This is a genomic window from Salinivibrio sp. VGrn1, from assembly GCF_009377995.1.
GTDB lineage: Bacteria > Pseudomonadota > Gammaproteobacteria > Enterobacterales > Vibrionaceae > Salinivibrio > Salinivibrio siamensis.
This window is the reverse complement of the sequence record NZ_SATA01000002.1, coordinates 455055-473841: the sequence shown is the minus strand read 5'-3', so window position 1 is coordinate 473841 and position 18787 is coordinate 455055. Positions and strand designations below refer to the sequence as shown.

13 protein-coding genes are annotated in these 18787 nt (G+C 49.3%); 8 read left to right on the top strand and 5 right to left on the bottom strand.

The genetic code is table 11. The features are described 5' to 3' along the window. Positions 1–48: 48 nt before the first annotated feature. Positions 49–1902, top strand: a complete 1854-nt coding sequence (locus EHW56_RS05110; RefSeq protein WP_046075584.1) for an SUMF1/EgtB/PvdO family nonheme iron enzyme — start codon at positions 49–51, stop codon at positions 1900–1902. Positions 1903–2418: 516 nt separating this feature from the next. Then, positions 2419–3117, top strand: a complete 699-nt coding sequence (locus tag EHW56_RS05105) for a PAS domain-containing protein (protein WP_152798782.1) — start codon at positions 2419–2421, stop codon at positions 3115–3117. Positions 3118–3213: 96 nt separating this feature from the next. On the opposite strand, the gene pdxH is transcribed toward EHW56_RS05105, so the two are convergent. Further along, complete coding sequence (pdxH, locus tag EHW56_RS05100; RefSeq protein ID WP_046075586.1) at positions 3214–3852, bottom strand: pyridoxamine 5'-phosphate oxidase; 639 nt, start codon at positions 3850–3852, stop codon at positions 3214–3216. A gap of 244 nt (positions 3853–4096) precedes the next feature. Here pdxH and EHW56_RS05095 point away from each other — a divergent pair, with 244 nt between their 5' ends. Genes EHW56_RS05095 through EHW56_RS05070 form a run of 6 tightly spaced genes read left to right on the top strand, consistent with a single transcriptional unit; the run spans position 4097 to position 12177 of the window. Next, a complete protein-coding gene (locus EHW56_RS05095; RefSeq protein ID WP_077579440.1) occupies positions 4097–5497 on the top strand; it encodes an HlyD family type I secretion periplasmic adaptor subunit in 1401 nt (466 codons plus the stop codon). Positions 5498–5513: 16 nt separating this feature from the next. Further along, the gene (locus EHW56_RS05090; protein WP_152798780.1) at positions 5514–6842 is read left to right on the top strand and encodes a TolC family outer membrane protein; all 1329 of its coding nucleotides are present in this window, start codon (positions 5514–5516) and stop codon (positions 6840–6842) included. Continuing rightward, positions 6839–7447 (top strand): OmpA family protein, encoded by a 609-nt coding sequence (locus EHW56_RS05085; RefSeq protein ID WP_152798778.1) that lies wholly within the window; start codon positions 6839–6841, stop codon positions 7445–7447. Before EHW56_RS05090 ends, EHW56_RS05085 begins: the two co-directional genes overlap by 4 nt. A gap of 13 nt (positions 7448–7460) precedes the next feature. Then, positions 7461–8126 carry a transglutaminase-like cysteine peptidase gene (locus EHW56_RS05080; protein ID WP_046075590.1) on the top strand — a complete coding sequence of 222 codons (666 nt, stop codon included), beginning with the start codon at positions 7461–7463 and terminating at the stop codon, positions 8124–8126. Between the two features lie 6 nt (positions 8127–8132). Beyond that, positions 8133–10067, top strand: a complete 1935-nt coding sequence (locus EHW56_RS05075) for an EAL domain-containing protein (RefSeq protein WP_152798776.1) — start codon at positions 8133–8135, stop codon at positions 10065–10067. Beyond that, the gene (locus EHW56_RS05070; protein ID WP_152798774.1) at positions 10060–12177 is read left to right on the top strand and encodes a type I secretion system permease/ATPase; all 2118 of its coding nucleotides are present in this window, start codon (positions 10060–10062) and stop codon (positions 12175–12177) included. Before EHW56_RS05075 ends, EHW56_RS05070 begins: the two co-directional genes overlap by 8 nt. Before the next feature lie 22 nt (positions 12178–12199). On the opposite strand, the gene EHW56_RS05065 is transcribed toward EHW56_RS05070, so the two are convergent. From EHW56_RS05065 to EHW56_RS05050, 4 genes are all read right to left on the bottom strand, one after another. Next, positions 12200–13864 (bottom strand): DUF342 domain-containing protein, encoded by a 1665-nt coding sequence (locus tag EHW56_RS05065; RefSeq protein ID WP_152794412.1) that lies wholly within the window; start codon positions 13862–13864, stop codon positions 12200–12202. 364 nt (positions 13865–14228) lie between these two features. After that, on the bottom strand, positions 14229–16250 hold the full coding sequence (locus EHW56_RS05060; RefSeq protein WP_172969915.1) for a GNAT family N-acetyltransferase: 2022 nt from the start codon (positions 16248–16250) through the stop codon (positions 14229–14231). A 104-nt stretch (positions 16251–16354) separates the two neighbouring features. Continuing rightward, complete coding sequence (locus EHW56_RS05055) at positions 16355–17326, bottom strand: ParB/RepB/Spo0J family partition protein (protein ID WP_152794406.1); 972 nt, start codon at positions 17324–17326, stop codon at positions 16355–16357. A gap of 9 nt (positions 17327–17335) precedes the next feature. After that, positions 17336–18544 (bottom strand): ParA family protein, encoded by a 1209-nt coding sequence (locus EHW56_RS05050; protein ID WP_152794404.1) that lies wholly within the window; start codon positions 18542–18544, stop codon positions 17336–17338. Positions 18545–18787 lie beyond the last annotated feature (243 nt).

Below are 18787 nucleotides of genomic sequence, written 5' to 3'. Positions count from 1 at the left end.
TTTTTGGACATAGGTATTATTATTGCGACATGCGTAAGCAAGGGAACTATGACAACGAAATATATAAAAGCGTTATGCTTAGCGCTCCCTCCCCTACTGCTAACCGAGTTGGCGTTCGCTGAAAACGCGTCTTCCGCTGATAATCTCGATCCGGTCAGTGAGTTGGTTGAGAAACTCCGCGATAAAGAAGATACGTTGGAGGCTCGAAACGATGAACTGGCTCTGCAGCAGGCGAAATTGGATGACCTTTTGGTCAAGCGCGCGACGTTAGAAGATGAGCTGAGCAACCTGAAACGCAAACGCAGTAATGCTAAAGCAGAGCTGGATGCGAAATTTCAGGATTTAATTGCCGATCCGAGCACAGATATCAGCCCGTATCAGCAGGCCTACCAACAAGCATGGCAGCAGGTGAACAACCACCAGCAAACACAAGCTGCCAACGAGTCCGCCATTATCGAGCAGAAGAAACGACTGGCGAAACTTGAACGAGAACAAGCACTATTGGCAACAACCCTTGAGAATTTACATGAGGCCATGCGCGAAGCACGCGCGGAACGTCTACGTAAAGAGCTCACCCAAAAAGACACTATTGAAGTTGTCCATAGCTTGACCTGTTCGCCCAACATGACATTGTCGGCGTGCGCGAACCAAGGTGAGACGCTGACCATGCAAAAAGCGATTCGTGACTTCCGAGGCCAGGTAACGGACTTTGTCACCGAATCCAATGCAGTGAAGCAAAACATCGATAAAGTCGCGTTTAATATCCACGTCACTAACAGTGAAGTCGTTGACGCAGGCTTTACCGGTGGCATGGACTACACAACGCGTATTAAAGCGGAGCTGGTAAGCCGTCCTGATAAAACGGCGGCATGTCGACTGCTTGATCTTGAAGACAGATACTGTGTTGAAACCACCCAAGCACAGCAGCAAGCCAATCGTAAACAGCAGGCGAAACGCTGGGTTAACGTGACAATACGGTCTAATCGTTACGATGACAGTGTGACCATTAATGATGTGTCATACGGAAGTACGCCCGTAGAACTCATGCTGCCAGTGGGCAATCATGACTTAACGGTCACTAAACCTGGTTTTGTGCCTTATGATCGCGAAGTCTACCTCGGTAAAGATCAAGTGGTGTGGGCCAAACTGAAAGAGCAGCCTAATCAGCCGCCAAGCCCAGGTAAAAAGTTCACTGACCCTGTTGCCAACAATCTCGAAGCACCGCAAATGGTGGTGATCGGCGCTGGCGAATACAAAGTAGGGCCAGATGCACGTGAAAATGTGGCTATTCAGCAATCATTTGCGATGGGCGCAACGCCCGTCACGGTGGAGCAATTTGACGCCTTTGTGACAGCCTCCGGTTATGTCACCGCGGCTGAACAAGGCAATGGCTGCAATATGCTGGTGAATGGCGAGATCAACCAAAGCCTAGAGACAGATTGGCGTCAACCCGGCTTTGATCAAGCGGCTGACTCTCCGGTCGTTTGTGTGAATAAAGATGATGCCGAGGCTTACACCAAGTGGCTAAGCCAACAAACGGGGCAGCGCTACGCACTTCCAAACGATGTTGAGTGGGAAGTGGCCGCCCGTGGTGGCACGGAAAGCGATTACTGGTGGGGCAATGAAATCGGTGTCGGCAACGCCAATACAGGCTGGAGTGGCACAGTATGGTCAAACGACCGCACCTCACCGGTTAAAAGCTTTCCGCCTAACCCATTCGGTGTTTATGACACCGCGGGGAATGTTTGGGAGTGGGTGAGCAATGATACGCCAGTCGCCCGTGGCGGTGCGTGGAACTTTTCACCTCAACGCTCACGCGTTTCCGAGCGTTTGGAGTTAGGCGAAAACACCAGCGCTAACTACCTTGGGTTCCGCGTGGTGCGAGATATCAAAACCCCTTAATCTCGTCACACTGAGCCTCATCACCATGGTAGAAACAAACGCCGCTATTCGTAGCGGCGTTTTTTGTTTGGGGGCAAGCCATTTTGTCTTGATGCTTTTGACCCTAGACACCGACACAACCTAAACAAGATCAAGCCTGCTTGAACGGGCGAAAACCAACAATCTTTATATTAAGTTGCTTGATTCGATGTCAATAGGTCAAATCCCCCCTACCCAACGTCTAGTCTTCTGGATATAGTAAACCCCGTAAACGCGATTTGTCCCGATGAATGCGTTTATAGCAGTTCCTAACACTGTTAGGTGCAGTCAGATACCAGCGTCGTCACTTACCCTCAGACATCCGCTTGGTATCTCGACAACCTCTTCTACACGTCGTACAGGATATGTCCTGAAAGGGAAATCTTGTCTTTGCCGGCTTTATGCCGGCTTTTTTTTATGCTCCAATAGCTTGTCCGTTTTTCTATATCTTGATGGGCGCTTGCGTCCAATAATAATAACAATGAATGGGTAAGCAATATGAGTCACGTTCCCCCTGCTCTGTCTATGCTAGAGCAATTACCTGGCTGCTGGGGCTGCAAAGATACTCAGTCGGTGTTTGTCTACGCCAATAGTGAATACTGCTGCCTCATGGGCCTTACACAACCGCAAGACTGCATAGGCAAAACCGACCATGATATGCCCTGCCCCACCACGCGTTGCGCCAATCAATTTCAAGCGCAAGACCAATATGTGATGAAAACAGGCAAGCGACTCCGTGTGCTCGATATTCATCCTTATGCCAATGGCCGTTGGCATGCGCACCTGTTTACCAAAACGCCTTGGTTCAATGAAAAGGGGCATATTTGTGGGGTCATGTTCTGTGGCCAGGAGCTCAGTGATACCGCTATTTTAGAAGTCGGGCATTGGGTGTGCCGTGCCGTCACTCACCCTGAACAAGCCTTGTACGATCATCACCATAGTGACTCTCAGGTGCACCTGACGTCACGAGAGCGGGAGGTCCTTTTCCTTCATCTGCATGGTAAGAAACCGCAATTGATCGCACAGACATTGTCGGTGTCCGTCAAAACCATTGAGAACCACTTTGCGCATTTACGCGAAAAGTTCGATGTCGACTCCAAAGCAGGTTTATTAGAGCATGCGCTCGCGCAAGGGTTTGGCTCCGCGATTCCCGAAAGCTTATTAACCCAACAATTGTCTGTGGTGCTGCGAGATTAACCAAGCAGCCCCCAACTCAACCATGCGCCATCTCACCGTCACTCTGGGAGGACGAGATGGCGTCTCCCACCGCTATCGTCAAGGCCGCGTCACAAGCTACGGCGCTAGGCGCTCAATCGCCCAGCGATCACCCTCTTGGCGCTGATATAAGAAACGGTCGTGCAAGCGGTGCTCGCCACCTTGCCAAAACTCAATACTTTGGGGCTTGATTCGATAGCCGCCCCAGAAGGTAGGGACAGGCACTTCCCCTTTCTCGAACTGCTTTTTCAGCTCTAAAAACTTGCCTTCTAACGCCGAGCGTGCTGATAAGCGTTCGCTTTGCTTGCTTGCCCATGCCGCGATCTGGCTTTCTTTGGGGCGGGAAGTGAAATACTTAAATACCTCTTTTTTACTCAGAGGCTCCGCCTCACCCATAATATGGACTTGTCGCTCAATAAAATGCCAAGGAAAGTGCAAACTAATCTTGCTGTTTTTTTTCAAATGTAGCGCTTTGCGACTCCCCAAGTTGGTGTAAAAAACAAACCCCTCTTGATTAAAGTCTTTTAATAAAACGATGCGCTGAAAAGGTTGCCCATCTTCATCGACAGTGGCGACAGTCATTGCGGTTGGATCAGGCACTTGGGTATCAATGGCTTGTTGTAACCACTGGCCAAATAAATCCATAGGCGCGTCGGGTAAATCGTCACGACGCAATCCCCCTTGGGTGTATTCTCTTCGAATATCTGACAACTCCATTGCTTTCTCCAATTCGTTTATTTTCAGCTATTTTGCGCAGGTACCTAACGATACACAAGTGCAATTTATTACCGTGGCGACAGATATAGGGATCAATGACCTCGACGCTTTTCATTGCTCAGGCTTGGCAACGTGAGCGGTCTATATTTTCATCGCGCTGGCCCACTCGGAGAGTGAGAAAGTCTGCAAAAAATCAGCACCATAGACTAAGCTTGAAGGAAGTGAAATACCCGATGGGGGTCAGATGGCGATACGTGATAAATCTCGCGCGAGCTTGCCCCGAGATGAGCACCTCGATTACATCGATGACAAGACGGCCGCACTTTTGCTCAACACGCCGAAAAGTGCTCGCGTTTTGCTATGGACTATCGTGCTATTTTTGATTGTCGCCACGGCCTGGGCATCACAAGCACAGCTCGATAAAGTGACCGTCGGACAAGGAAAAGTGATCCCCTCTTCACAGCTTCAAGTCGTGCAAAACCTTGAGGGGGGCTTGGTCAAAGCGCTCTTAGTCCAAGAAGGCGACAAAGTGAATAAAGGGCAACGGCTTATCCTCATTGACGATACCCTCTTTCGCGCCAATTTCCGAGAAAGAGAACAAGAGTTGCTCGGTCTACGCGCAGATAGATTGCGCCTGCAAGCGTTGCTCGCCGCTATTCGTGTCGATGAAACCGTGCCTTTTGAGCAATGGCGAGAAAGTATCCTGCTTGAGCGCCAACCACTCTTGTTTCCGGACGTCTTTACCACGACACGCCCAAACTTGATCACGCAGACACAAGCGCGATATCAAGAACAGCTTTCTAATATTCAAAATCAGCTCTATGTCACCGCGCAGAAAATCCGGCAAAAGGAACAAGAGCTTGTCGAATTGGAGTCTAGAATCGCGAATCTCGAACAAAGCCAAGCATTCGCGCAAGAGGAGCTCGATATCACACGCCCGCTTGCCGATGAAGGCGTTGTCCCCAAAATCGACTTGCTCAAGCTCCAGCGCCAATTAAATGATACTCAGCGTGAGTTATCCTCAGCGCAGCTTTCTCTCCCTTCCGTGGTCTCCTCATTGCGCGAAGCTGTTTTCCAACGTATTGATGTTGCATTAACGTTTCGCACCGACCAGCAAGAGCGACTCAACCAAGTAGAGAAGCAAATTGCCGCGATGTCTGAAGGGCGTGTTGGATTACAGGATAAAGTCTCACGCACCGTCGTGACCTCGCCTGTCAATGGAACGGTTAAAAAGCTGCACGTCAACACAGTAGGCGGTGTCATCCAACCAGGTATGGACATTATAGAAATCGTACCGTCCGAGGATAACCTCTTGATTGAGGCGAAAATTGCCCCTCAAGATATTGCTTTTTTACGTCCAGGCCTTAATGCCGTGGTCAAATTCAGCGCCTACGATTTTACCGTCTATGGCGGACTGGATGGCAAGCTTGAAACCATCAGTGCTGATACCATCGAAGACGAAGAGGGAAACAGTTTTTATCTCGCCAAAATACGTGCCGAAAAAGACAGCTTGGGCACAGAAAAAAGCTTACCCATAATTCCAGGCATGACAGCCTCCGTCGACATTATCACGGGTAAACGCACGGTTTTGGATTACTTACTTAATCCCATTACGCGCGCGCAAAAAACAGCATTGCGCGAATAAAGAGGCAACAGGCTTTATGGCTTACCACTTTCCTTGGCAACCATTTTGGTTCATCGCCCTTACAATTGGATTAGTCGCGCCGGCTCATAGCCAGTCCCTTGAGCAAGCCGTAGTGACAACGCTGGCCACGGATCCTGAGTTGCGTGGCGCATTTCATCAGCTGCAAAGCCTTCATGAGAGAACAAAGGCCAGTGAGGGCGACTATCTACCCGACGTTGATTTGAATGCGGGGATTGGCTACGAACGCATCGATAATGATACAACACAAGCGCAAGATGACCTCGATTTTGCGAGAAAAGATGCCACCCTCAACGTTCGGCAATTAGTGTGGGATGGACAAACACACAACAACATTGCTCGTAATCGTTATGAGACTGAGAGCCAGCGCTTTCAACTGCGTTCCGATGCCTCCGATAAAGCACTCCAAGTCGCAGAAGTGTATCTTGAGATACTTAAAGCCCAGCAGGTGCTAGATCTCTCTAGCGCGAACATGACGGTACATGAGGAGATTCTGTCTGATATTCGTCGCCGAGCAGATACGGGGATCGGCTCAACGGCCGATCTTTCCCAAGTCCAAGCGCGTGTTGCACGGGCCCGAGCCAACCTCTTATCCGCTGAAACCAACCTAGAGGATGCCTTTACCGCATTTTTTCGCGTGGTTGGCGAGCCCGCAAACAACCCTGTCCAACCCGTTATTGATGACGCTCGCCTCCCAACCTCACTGGAGAGTGCCCTTGAACAAGCCGTCAAACGTAACGCACTACTCAAGCTGGCGCGTTACGATATTGAAGCGGCAAAATCACAGTATCAACAATTTAAAGGGGCGCACCACCCAAACATCAGTCTAGAAGTCAGCCAAACTTGGGCAGATGAAGTCAGCGGCGTGGATGATTTTAGTGATGAATTTAGCGCCATGCTACGCGTGCGTTACCAACTGTTTAATGGCGGTAGCGATCAAGCCGATATCCGACGAGGCGCCTACGAGTTAAATCGAGCCAAAGATATCTTTGATAACGCTTATCGGCAATTGGAAGAAAGCACCCGGTTAGCTTGGAGTGCGTTTCAGCTCACTGAGCAACAAAAAGTCCTTTTGCAGCAGCAAGTTGATGCCGCTTCGGATACAGTGCAAGCGTATGAAAAACAATTTAGAATTGGACGACGAACGCTGCTCGACCTGCTAAATACTGAAAACGAGTTACTAGAGGCGAGGCGCGCTTACCTAAACGCAAACTATGATCATTTGCTTGCACAGTATCGTTTACTCAACAATACCGGTCATTTATTGGAAGCGTTGAGAGTATCCTTACCCGAACAGTGGCAAGGGACAGAAGGAGAAACGGAATGAAAGTATTCGGACTGAGCCTCATTCTTGTGCTCGTAACCGGATGTACGGTGGCACTCTCTCCGCCCCCTACGGCCAAGCAAATTCATGACGTGACCGACAGTGATCAAGATGGCGTGATCAACGCCCGTGATAGATGCGCCAATACGCCACGCGGCGCCGTCGTTGATAATCAAGGCTGTCCCAATTACATTCAACCTACCAGCGAGCACCCGTCACCCACCGCATCAGCACGACAAATCGATGTGTTCTTTGCCCTCGATACCGCAAAAGTGACGACCGACGCTATAACCGATATCGACGCTATGGCAGACTTTCTCATGAATTACCCTGATACTGAGCTCCGTTTAACCGGTCACGCCAGTGCGGACGGTTCGACATCCTACAATCACGCGCTCTCTTATCGTCGAGCAATGACTGTTAAACGTGCGCTTATCGATCGTGGCATTAGACCACAACGAATCGACGTGGTTGCCAAAGGAGAGACGGACGCTAAGCATGGTAGTGAATCGGCCGATAAGTATCGGCGAGTCAGTGGTGAAGTATTGAATTTTAAAGGGGATGTCGAGAAAGCATGGACCATCTTCACGCGTCGACCTCAGTCTTAAAGCGAAAATATTTATGAAGCAATGGCATATTGCCGGGTTATGTTTGTTGCTCTCTCTCAGCGCGATGAGCCTGACCACCAAAGAGTCACGCTGGGTGGGGCAAGTGTCGAGTTTTTATGGTGAACGCGCGGGTAAGCGTGTCACGGCATGGCGCAACATGGTGGAAAATACGCAAGGCGTGTCAGAGCAAGAAAAGCTGCGCAAAGTGAACGATTTTTTTAATCAGCTGTATTTTGTCGATGATATTGACTTATGGGGAAAAAAAGACTATTGGGCAACGCCCTTAGAGTTTCTTGGCGCAGCGGCCGGTGATTGTGAAGACTTTAGTATTGCAAAATATTTTTCTCTTCGCGAATTAGGCATTGATGATAAAAAACTGCGCCTGGTGTACGTAAAAGCAATCCGTCTCGACCAATTTCATATGGTCGTTGCGTATTACCCAACGCCATCATCCGAGCCGGTGCTACTCGATAACTTAGATCCAACAATTAAACGTGCGTCGTTACGACGCGATCTACTGCCAATATATAGCTTCAATGGTAGCCGACTATGGTTAATGAAAGAACGCGGCCAAGGCGAGCTTGCAGGCAACGCTTCCCGGCTTGGCCTTTGGAACGATTTACGTAGCCGTATCGACACCTTAAAGATGCAAAAACCGATTAGACAATTTGATAGGTAAACACCGATGACGTTATTCAATCAAATATTCTCGTGGATGCTAGTGATTTTCTTCTGCATAGTGCTGGCCGTCTTCGGTATCGAGCTGAATACCACACGCAACTTTTTACTCAATCAGCAAACCTCTGATGTCAACAACACGGTCAATTCGATGGGGCTAGCCTTAGCACCCTACTTAGAATCGGATGATAAAGTCGCCGCCGAGTCGGTGATCAATGCGTTTTTTGATGGCGGTTTTTACCGCGAAGTTAATCTGACCTTGCTGTCAGATAACAGTGAGATTGTTCGCGAGTATCCCGTACAAATCCAGGGTGTGCCCCAGTGGTTTATCGACCTCGATGTTTTCCCTGTGATCACCGAAAAACAAACCATCACCAGTGGTTGGATGCAACTTGCCGAAGTCGAAGTGGTCGCGCATCCAGGTTATGCGTATAAGCAACTGTGGAAATCATTTGTCCAGTTAGGGACAATTTTGGCAATCATCTTTTTGGTCGCGTCCGTGATCATTGGTTGGCAATTACAGCGATCGCTGAGACCCCTTGCCCGTATTACGGCTAAAGCAGGCGAAATCGCCAAAAACAAGTTTGGTGATCCCATTCCGCTCCCTCCCACGACAGAGCTAAAAACCGTGGTTAATGCCATTAATGTCATGACCGATCAGCTCAAACACTACTTTGAACAACAGGCAAAAGAAGCCGATAGGTTACGTAAAACCGCCTACCGAGATGCGGTATCTGGCCTTGGCAACCGCAGCTTCTATGTTGGCCAGCTTAAATCTTGGTTAACTGAATCGGGTGTTGGCGGTATGGCCTTAATCAAAGTGGATCTCATTGGAGAGGCCTATAAAAACCAAGGCTTCGAATCTGGGGATCGTATTGTTGAGCAATTTGCGAATAACCTCACCACCACGATTATCAGCGACGACAGCATGACAGCAGCGCGCTTGAGCAAAGATGAATTTGTGATCCTAGCGCCTAACTCAGACCCCGATGACTTGCGCTTACTCGGCGAGAGTGTGCTCGCCATGGTAGTAGACATGCAAGCGGATCCGACCGGTCTCACGCCGCCTAAGGTAGCAGTGGGGTTAGCCATCAACGGCGGTGGAAATCAGGATGCCAGTGTGCTGCTGTCACAAGCGGATAACGCCTTATCACAGGCACGCAATACGCCGGAGCACCCTGTCGTACTGATTGACCAATCTATCGGTGACGCTGCAATGGGTAAACAGCAATGGAAAGCACTGCTGCATGAAGCCGTGGCCAAAGAGCTGTTTGTGTTCAAATACCAACCCGCCACAGACAGCGAATCAAACCGGCTGCATCAAGAGGTCTTTTCCGCGATAGAAAAGGATGAGCACTATTATGGCGCTGGCCACTTTTTAGGGGCGGTAGAGCAGCTCCAACTGGGTGAAACCCTCGATAAATATGTCATTACTCACGTGATTAAAACCTTGTCTCAAGACGCTAGCGTCGGCCCATTGGCGGTTAACCTCACCTTAAGTAGTGTAACCAATGCGTCATTTATTCGTTGGTTGGGGACAACCTTGTACCAGCACCGCAAGCTGGCAGGCCAACTGTTATTTGAGATCCCAGAGGTCGCTTTTGTCCGTCACGCTGACCACACTGGATTGTTGACCGATCAAATCCGTCAAGCAGGCTTCCAATTTGGGGTCGATAATTATGGCCGCAACTTCCAGTCTTTGGATTACTTACAACGCTTTAAGCCCGATTACGTAAAAATAGACTTTGCCTATACCAGTCATATAGAAGACGACGCCCAAGGGCATGTTTTGGCATCCATTTGTCGTACCGCGCATAACTTAAACATCACTACTATCGCGACACGCGTGGAAACAGAAGCACAGCTTGCGCGCCTTTCCGAGCTGTTCGTCAATGGTTTCCAAGGCTATATCTTCAATAATACTCAGGACAGCCATGGTTAAAGATCCGCTTCTGCAATCATTGATTTATGTATCGCGTTACTTCGGTAACGCGAACTCCCCCGATGCCCTTGTGTCTGGGCTCCCTATCTCCGACGGCTACCTGTCACCTTTTTTACTGCCCCGCGCGGCTGAACGTGCGGGGATTGTCGCGAAAGAAGAAGCGATGCCACTCGAGCGCCTCTCTTCGCTGCTCTGCCCGGCTATTTTGCTAATGAAAGATAACGACGCGTGCGTCGTACTAGAAATGGATGCGAAAAAGGGGCGTGCGGAAATCGTTTTGCCGCATGCGGATATGACACCGCGTTGGGTGATGCTTGATGATCTTAACGATGCGTATCTGGGGCGTCTTTTTTTGCTGAAAAAGCAATATCGCTTTGATGAACGCGCGCCAACAGCACAGGTGAAGGATGAGGGCCATTGGTTTTGGGGCACGCTCTGGCAATCACGTCATATTTATCGGGATGTCTTAATCGCCTCACTCTTTATCAATGTCTTTGCGATTAGTGTGCCGCTATTTTCTCGCCTCGTTTACGACAAAATCGTGCCTAACTTGGCCTTCGATTCACTGTGGGTGCTCGCGAGTGGGATTTTGGTCATTTTTGTCTTCGACTTGCTCCTTAAATTGCTGCGCAGTTACTTTATTGATATTGCAGGTAAGAAAACAGATTTACTCATTTCTTCACGCATATATGCCAAAGTCATAGGGGTAAGAATGGACGCCAAGCCCCCTTCAGTCGGGGCCTTTGCACGGCATATGCAAGAATTTGAATCCATCCGCGAGTTTTTTACCTCGGCGTCTATATCCACCCTCATCGACCTCCCCTTTGCCATCATCTTCTTGCTCGTGATTTGGTTTGTCGCCGGTCCTTTAGTAATCGTGCCTATCATTGCGGTCACGTTATTGGTCATCCATGCATGGCTAATTCAAAAGCCCCTGCGGCGCACAATTGAGGAAGGGACACGTCTTTCTTCACAAAAGAATGCCAACCTCATAGAAAGCCTGTCAGGGCTTGAAACCATTAAAATATTCGGGGCGGAGAGTCAGTTTCAGTATCGCTGGGAAGAAGCGGTGGCCCATATGGCAAACTGGAGCATCAAAACACGCCGTCTCACAGACTCAGTCCATAACTCGGCCAGTTTTGTTCAGCAGTTTGTCATCGTCAGTATGATTGTATTTGGTGTTTACCAAATAGCCGCGGGCGAACTGACAATGGGGGGATTGATTGCGGCAAGTATGCTGAGCTCAAGAGCAGTAGCGCCCTTGGTTCAATTGTCTTTGCTCTCGACACGCTATCACCAAGCAAAATCAGCACTCGATATCATCGACCAACTGATGGCATTGCCATCAGAACAAACCGAAGGTAAGCGTTATCTACATCGCCCGATGCTGCGTGGCAAAATTGAGCTCGATAAGGTTGACTTTCATTACCCTAACACCACTGCCCTCGCCTTACGCCAAGTGTCCTTTCGCATTTATCCCGGCGAAAAAGTCGGTATTATTGGCAGAGTGGGCTCAGGAAAAACAACGCTTGCCCGCCTGATAGTCGGCCTTTATTCTCCCACCCAAGGCTCGGTTGCCATCGATGATACCGATATCTCTCAACTTCATTATATCGACGTTCGTCGCAATGTCGGTTTTGTCCCTCAAGAGCCGACGCTATTCTTTGGCTCAATCAGAGAGAATATGACCCTCGGCCAGCCACTTGCCGATGATATTGATATTATGGACGCCGCTGCCCGCTCGGGCGTGTTAAGTTTTACCCAATACCATGCCTCAGGACTAGAAAGACAAGTTGGTGAAGGTGGCGTCTTATTGTCAGGGGGACAGCGACAAGCCGTTGCAATTGCTCGCGCCTTTTTAAGCCGCCCACCTGTGATTTTACTCGATGAGCCAACCAGCCAGATGGATAACCGCACAGAACAGTTCATTAAGACGCAGCTAAAAGATTTACGCAGAGAGGAGACACTCATTCTCAGTACCCACAAAACCAGCATGCTGGATGTGGTTGACCGTCTTATTGTGATGGAGGAAGGATGTGTGGTCGCAGATGGACCGAAAAAGGCAGTGCTTCAGGCCTTAAAAGAAGGAAAAATCCGTAAAGTTGACTAACAGTTTACACTGTAAACCAGTATCAACCATTGGCTTGATACGGTTTTAATTCAATCGCGGCATTGTCATAAAATAGATGTGATGGGCCGTGCTCTGAGTGAACCAAGTGCTTTTCTTCGCCGATAGTACAGTGAACACGACTAAGTAGCGACTTAGTCGCAATGATACTGGCCGTTTGGTATCCGCTTTCTATCGCCGCGTCTGTCTCTTCTATCATGACTTCTATCTCGCTTAGCGCAGAAGCGAGGTGCTCGCGTGTCGAGCTTATTCTTTCAACCATGGCCGCGTCGCGCTTCTCTTCTGGGATCGCTTCAAGTTTTTTCTCTCCCGCCTGGATCTTATCCAGTTGGACACTTTTCTCTTCCCAGCTTTTATTTAAATTGACGAGTTCCCGTTTAAGTATTGGCAGACGCGGAAAGCAATGTATATACGTATGCGCCCCTGCGCTCGCGCCGATAATCACCGCCTGGACTTTTTCGCCCACTTCATGCTTACCGCCCGCCAACGTGCCTTTGCGCTTGGTGGCATCACTAATAACGATTGACTGCCCTACATGCGTTTTGCAATGCATCGCATGCAAGGTAAGTTCTAGGTTTTGATTGGCACAGAGTGTGGCATATTGCGCGAACTTGGCGACAATATTGCCCTCCGCAACCAGGGTGCAGTTGATGTCAGAGTCTGCTGCGACTTGTCGACCAATGATCCCATTTTGGACAATAATGTCTGCGCCAGCGGTAATGGTCGCTGATTCCACTACCCCTCCCACGGTGACCGTTCCCGATGCTGTGACCTTCATACCCACTTCAACATCACCTTTAATCACCACACTGCCTTCAAAGTTGACATGCCCGGTGCCGACATCAACCGCATCTAAGCTCAATGCATCATCGACCGCCACGCCGTCTTTTTGTAACCGTGGGATCCCAGCCATGGTCGCCACTAGAATATTAGGGTCTTTGTTACTTAACTCGCTGCCTGGGTGCGCGGTCAATGTCATTGGCTTACCGGAAGATGTCGATAACACCGACCCAGTTACAGTAAAGCCCTCATAGCCCGATGTTTCAGGGATCAGTTTAGCTAAAGGCTGTCCTTGCTTAACCATCACCATTTCACCCAAATCACGCATGTCAACGGTTCCATCCTCACGCTGTTTGGGACGGCGAACACGCTCGGCAGGATCTTCAATGAGATAGACAAGGTGCGCATCTTCGCCCGCAACCGGCTGCCGACCGAATGCGACGGGAACATCAAGGTATTCACCAGGTTTGAGCTTTCCTGACGCGGAGAGAAGTTTTTGCAGGGTCGGCTTTTTTATCCCTCGAACGATATTGGCATCACGCAGCGTCGAGAGAATGTCATCGGCTTTCAGTCCACGCCCGCCACACGCGCCGTTAACGATCAAATAGGCCGTCATTTTATCGTCGGCGATACGCGCTTCGATGGTTGCATCACGGCGTTCTGCAATAATGAAGTCTTCCGATTCAGCATCATCCGGCGACGCGTTTAACTTGGTTAATGCTGACTCTATCGTATCATCAAAACAAAAAAAGCCCTCGACTTGGTTGCTCACCAACCAGTCCTTGATTTGTTTTTTCTCTATCGGTTGGCCATTGGTATGCTCGACTTTCCCTGCCGATAAGTATACACGCTGACCATCCTGAGAGACGCGGAGGATATCGTCTAGCATCTCGCTTCCTGCCTATCTAATCCCTGTGGCGGCCTTATTAGCCAGATAAACCACTTGGCAATGCGCTTGCTCCATCATCTCGAGGAGCCTTGCACTCGACTGTTGTCACTGATTAGATTAGTCCAAATCTAATGCAAGTGTGCGCAATTGTCTCATTTATAATAAATTATACAGGTTTATCCCGCTTGGGAGCAGGATCACTGATAAAAACGTGACCAGGATAGGATTAATTCAGTCGCACTCAGCACGGCTCCCATAATGAAGGGTAGTAGACCGATTTACAGTGTAAATAAACGTAATAAGCGACAGCGTTTACACTGTAAACCAAGCCACTGCCACGTGTTCAGTTTACAGTGTAAATGGGTCATGTCGTCATGTGTGTTTGAATATAATTCCGTATCCGGGATTCCGCATCCCTCTTTCCTGCCAGCAGATACCTGGTGCAGACAACAGACCAAGGCAACCCTAACAAAATACGGCTAACCAGAATGGGTAACGTGGCATTTTCGTCGTTTTTCCGAACGCCACCTATATGATGATATAACCAAGCCTGTAAGCTTGAGAGGGCAGCATCGACCCCCACCCCACCGGCGACAAAGCCATCAATTTGTTGTCTTACTTCCTCCGATAGCGGTGCAGTTGGTAACCCAGCAATGATAGAGGCAGCGATGTCAGTTTCCATCCGTTGATGGCTCGTGAGCATCTGAATGGGAAGGTTTTGCCTAAATAAGCGTAACGCCTGATCACACCATTTCAAAGGCTGGATAGGCTTAAGCATTTGCAGCGAATAGCACCCACTGGCTTGATCGCGTTTTAATCCCAATTTAACCGGCTTAAATCCTTGCTTAAACCAAAACGGCGTCAGCACTGCGGTTGCACCGAAGCTAACACCGACCCCGACCACTGAGGCTTCAGCCGCGTGTTTATTCACGGTCGCGAGCAACCGTTGACCGACGCCTTGCTGTCGATAAGGCTCAGACACGGCAATGCGTTGGACTCGCCAGAGCCTGTCGTGCAGAACCTCCGCAAGCCCCAAATGCGCGGCGACCGATTGGCTAAACAGATGCCCTTTTATCCGGCGTTGCCCTGCGACCACCGCGTGACAAGTTTGCCAATCTAATCCTCCTTCTTGGCTCACCACACACGCGGCAATCAATTTATTATTGAGCCAGCCAGCAAAGATTAAGCCGGCGTCATCGTCCAGAAGACGGGCTAAGTCATTAGGCGATGTTTGATAATGGGCCGCGATCAGTAATGTGAATAACTGCCGTAAACACGCCTCATCTCGATACAACTGCTGACGGCTAAGCGGCTCAATCACCATATCGTTCACCCACCCTGTTTCGAGCATATCGGTCTGATCGCTGCCTACGTCGTCGCCATTCAGTAAAAAGAGGGCGTTCAACGTGCGCTCAACCGGATCATCGTCAGCCCATCTCATAGGCGCCGTGAGCTTCAATGTGCGCCACTGCGGCTGCTCGACGTCCAACATTTGCTTGAGTCGGAGCGTAAAAGCACGTCCTGTCCCTTCATAGCCATGCTCGGTCGTCGCAATCGCAACGCGACTGTATTGATTCAGCCATTGGCTGATTATCGGAAGTGGGATTGCCGCCGCTTCATCAACCAATAACAAGTCTGCTGCTGGCGCGTCTTGTAGCAGCGCATCAGGGGCAATAAAGCGTATCTGGCTTCCTTGATAGTCGATATGTTGGCCAGCATCATCGATCTGAAGGGTGGCTTTCAGATGATGAAAAAGCGTTGATGCATGGGCAGGGGAAGGCGATGACACAATGATGCGTCTTGGTTTTTTCATCATCAAATTAGCCGCGGCCATCCCTAATGCGGCTGATTTCCCCCGACCGCGGTCAGCGGTTAGCAGCAGGGGGCGGCGCCGATGTCCAGTCACGACTTTTTCCACGGCAGCAATCGCATCATCCTGAGTCACTGAATGCGTTTGATGTTTCGCTGGACGTTGCTGGGGTAAACGATGCAGCCAATGACAATTAAATGCGACGCTATCATCTTCACTCAAACAGCGAAGAAGGCGTTGTACGGACGGAGGCATTTCGTTATCGAGGGCGGCAATTCGGAGCACAATGAGCGCACCCGCGCGGCAACAACCGACTATGGCGCAAAAGGCCTCCGCATTAAATTGCGCATTCACCTCCACCACGATATGACCACATTCTTGTCCCAGCTTTTGATGTGCTTGGCGCCAACTCAAACCATATTCTGTGTTTCCCACAAGCAGCGGGGGCTGAGTCTCACCAAAGCCGGCCAGTACAGTCGCCAAGTCCTGATCGACACAAACCAGTTGACGGTGGGAGTAGTGCGCTGCACGTAAGATCAGTGGCTCAAAAAAGTCTTCCAATGTGGGTAATGTCATCATGTTTCCATAAGGCTTTTACCAAGCGGATAGGAGATGATAACACGCAAAAAAAAACGACACGCTAGGCATGTCGTTTTTAACGCTGGGGCATGTGCAAAATATTAGTTTTCTAGCGCTTGTTTAATCAGTGCCAGAATTCGGTCTGCGTCCTCATCACTGACTTTCCTTAAACTAATATTCAGGTTATTTCCTTTGCGACGATAAGACGCACGTCCGTCCAATAAGGTTTTGGTTTGCTCTCGTTCACTCGATGTCGGCTCGACAAGTTCATCTTTAAACTGCTCAATCAACTGGGTGACTTCTCGCGTAATACGCGTCACTCCTTGCGCCTCTACCTGTTGCCATAAAGGCGTGTCACCAAGCTTGGCAACCAGCTTTTGTTGCAGGGACGCATCAAGGCTAAAATATAAGCGATGCAACTTCACGATGGTTGGCCGTCCCAGCTCAGACACACTCGGGTAGGCTTGCAGTAGTGGTAAGGGCAGGGCCGCGGCTTTTAAGGCACCGCTGACCAAGGCTTCGCTACACTGACACGCACTCGCCAATGCTTTTTGATCACTCACTTCCCCACTGTCTAACATTGCCTGCATCTCTTTACCGCGTTCATAAAGCGATAACGGTTTGTGGGCATTGGCGACATCGGACAAGAATTTAGCATGGCGTGTACTGATGCCTTTCGCCACGTAGACTAAGAAATCTTGTTCTGCAATCAGACACGACATGCGGCGTCGGCTACCGTCGAGGACTTCAATACGACCATCGTCAAGCCAACGACCCACAGCAGGGTACTGCTGGCCATGTGCTTTTAACGTTACCAAAATATCGGATAACGCGAGTTCATTCAGAAATGACTGCTCTCGCGCATTCTTATCAAAAACGGTCGTTTTATCTCGGATCTCACTGGCAGGGACTTTTACCAGCTCAAATTCAACCGTGTGTTCACCGGCGACCGCAAGTTCAATGACTGCCGCTTTCTCACTCGCCGCACTCTGAGCTTCTTGCGTTGTCGTTGCTCGTCGCTTGTCTGCTTTGGCAAACAAACGCGCATTTAAATCAGAGGTCTTAATGGCCATTTTTTGTGATTACTCCTGATTGAGCTGAGACCAGTGGCTGTGCAGCACACGCTCTAGTTCTAAACCGACACGATGGACGGCATCTTGGGCTGTCGACAAGGTCTTCTTACCGCCTTCAAAATCTTGAGAGGTAAGATCAAAGACTGTGCTGTAAGTGTCGGCACAGGTCTCAAACGCGCGACTTCTTGGAATGGTCGCCATCATTACTTGTTCACCCAAAAGATAATTCATTTCCGTTAAGACCGAAATCTGTTTTTTGTTGTCATCTTCAAACATAGTCGGCATTAAACGAACAAACTCAAGGCCATGCCAGTCTTCAGGGAACATCTCATAGACTTGTGGCAGATGCTGGAAAAAGTTCACCGTCGACGCCCAATCGAGGCGTTTTGCCGCACAAGGGATCACTAACGAGTTCGAGGCGTACATCGCATTCCACACCAGCGGATCGATATGCGGGCCTGTATCTATCATGATAATGTCAAACTCATCACTGATTGGGTCGATGACTTTTTCTTGCAGCAACTCAACCACGTTCAGAGACTGGCTAGTCGCTAGTGCTTGCCATGCCTCAGCATTAAACATCGCGTCTTCTGGAAAGGCCGCCATGGTTTTTAAGTTTGGATACTGTGTCGGCAGTAAGACATTTCGCATCATGAAGTCTTTGTCTGCAGGCTGGGGCGTATTATCCAGCATGACGTCAACGGCGGAGTAAATCCCCTCTTGCTCGGTCAAACTAATTTGTGGATTGAGGAACAGTCGCAATGAGCCTTGTGGATCCAAGTCGATTAAGCAAATGCGATAACGCTTTTCCAAGTTGAGGGCCATACATGCTGCTAAGTGCACCGCACTCATGGATTTACCCGTTCCGCCTTTCTGATTCTGGATGTTTACCACCCAAGGCTTATGGGTTTTTCCTTTATGCTCATGGAAAGTCGGCACGTTCGCCGCATCCATGATTTGGTGCGCCTCATCGAGTGTAATCGAATAATGGTTAGCATTGTTTTTAGTGAACTGATGTCCCTCTTGCTCCATGCGAGAGATCGCTTCATCGAGCTTTCGCCGCGTTAATCCCGAACGTGTTTCCATTAATGCTTTTGACATCGGTGGAAAGAGTTGGTCGTGGCGCTCTTCCATCACAATCTCGACCCGATCAGACTGAACCTGTTTCGTCTGCGCGGCGATATTGCGGAGGTTTTCAATCGTCTTTTCCCTATCCATATTCTTTTTCGCCTTAACGAGAAATAATTGCCGATTGTACAGCACATTCCACACAAGACAATAAAAAGGTGAACAAAAGCCAATCAAATAAAGATCCTGCTCACAATTGTTATCATGGATGATTGATGAAAACATCGACGAATAGTTGGTTATACTCACTTCGACAAACCATGCGATAAATTCCTCACATTTAAAATGTCACAGCGTCACTTATTTACAATGTAAACAGTTGATAGAGTCGGA

What these genes read in the sequence shown, in the direction of transcription:
- EHW56_RS05110 (WP_046075584.1), top strand. Translation starts at nt 49, where the DNA reads ATGACAACGAAATATATAAAAGCGTTATGCTTAGCGCTCCCTCCCCTA.
- EHW56_RS05105 (WP_152798782.1), top strand. Translation starts at nt 2,419, where the DNA reads ATGAGTCACGTTCCCCCTGCTCTGTCTATGCTAGAGCAATTACCTGGC.
- pdxH (WP_046075586.1), bottom strand. Translation starts at nt 3,852, where the DNA reads ATGGAGTTGTCAGATATTCGAAGAGAATACACCCAAGGGGGATTGCGT.
- EHW56_RS05095 (WP_077579440.1), top strand. Translation starts at nt 4,097, where the DNA reads ATGGCGATACGTGATAAATCTCGCGCGAGCTTGCCCCGAGATGAGCAC.
- EHW56_RS05090 (WP_152798780.1), top strand. Translation starts at nt 5,514, where the DNA reads ATGGCTTACCACTTTCCTTGGCAACCATTTTGGTTCATCGCCCTTACA.
- EHW56_RS05085 (WP_152798778.1), top strand. Translation starts at nt 6,839, where the DNA reads ATGAAAGTATTCGGACTGAGCCTCATTCTTGTGCTCGTAACCGGATGT.
- EHW56_RS05080 (WP_046075590.1), top strand. Translation starts at nt 7,461, where the DNA reads ATGAAGCAATGGCATATTGCCGGGTTATGTTTGTTGCTCTCTCTCAGC.
- EHW56_RS05075 (WP_152798776.1), top strand. Translation starts at nt 8,133, where the DNA reads ATGACGTTATTCAATCAAATATTCTCGTGGATGCTAGTGATTTTCTTC.
- EHW56_RS05070 (WP_152798774.1), top strand. Translation starts at nt 10,060, where the DNA reads ATGGTTAAAGATCCGCTTCTGCAATCATTGATTTATGTATCGCGTTAC.
- EHW56_RS05065 (WP_152794412.1), bottom strand. Translation starts at nt 13,864, where the DNA reads ATGCTAGACGATATCCTCCGCGTCTCTCAGGATGGTCAGCGTGTATAC.
- EHW56_RS05060 (WP_172969915.1), bottom strand. Translation starts at nt 16,250, where the DNA reads ATGACATTACCCACATTGGAAGACTTTTTTGAGCCACTGATCTTACGT.
- EHW56_RS05055 (WP_152794406.1), bottom strand. Translation starts at nt 17,326, where the DNA reads ATGGCCATTAAGACCTCTGATTTAAATGCGCGTTTGTTTGCCAAAGCA.
- EHW56_RS05050 (WP_152794404.1), bottom strand. Translation starts at nt 18,544, where the DNA reads ATGGATAGGGAAAAGACGATTGAAAACCTCCGCAATATCGCCGCGCAG.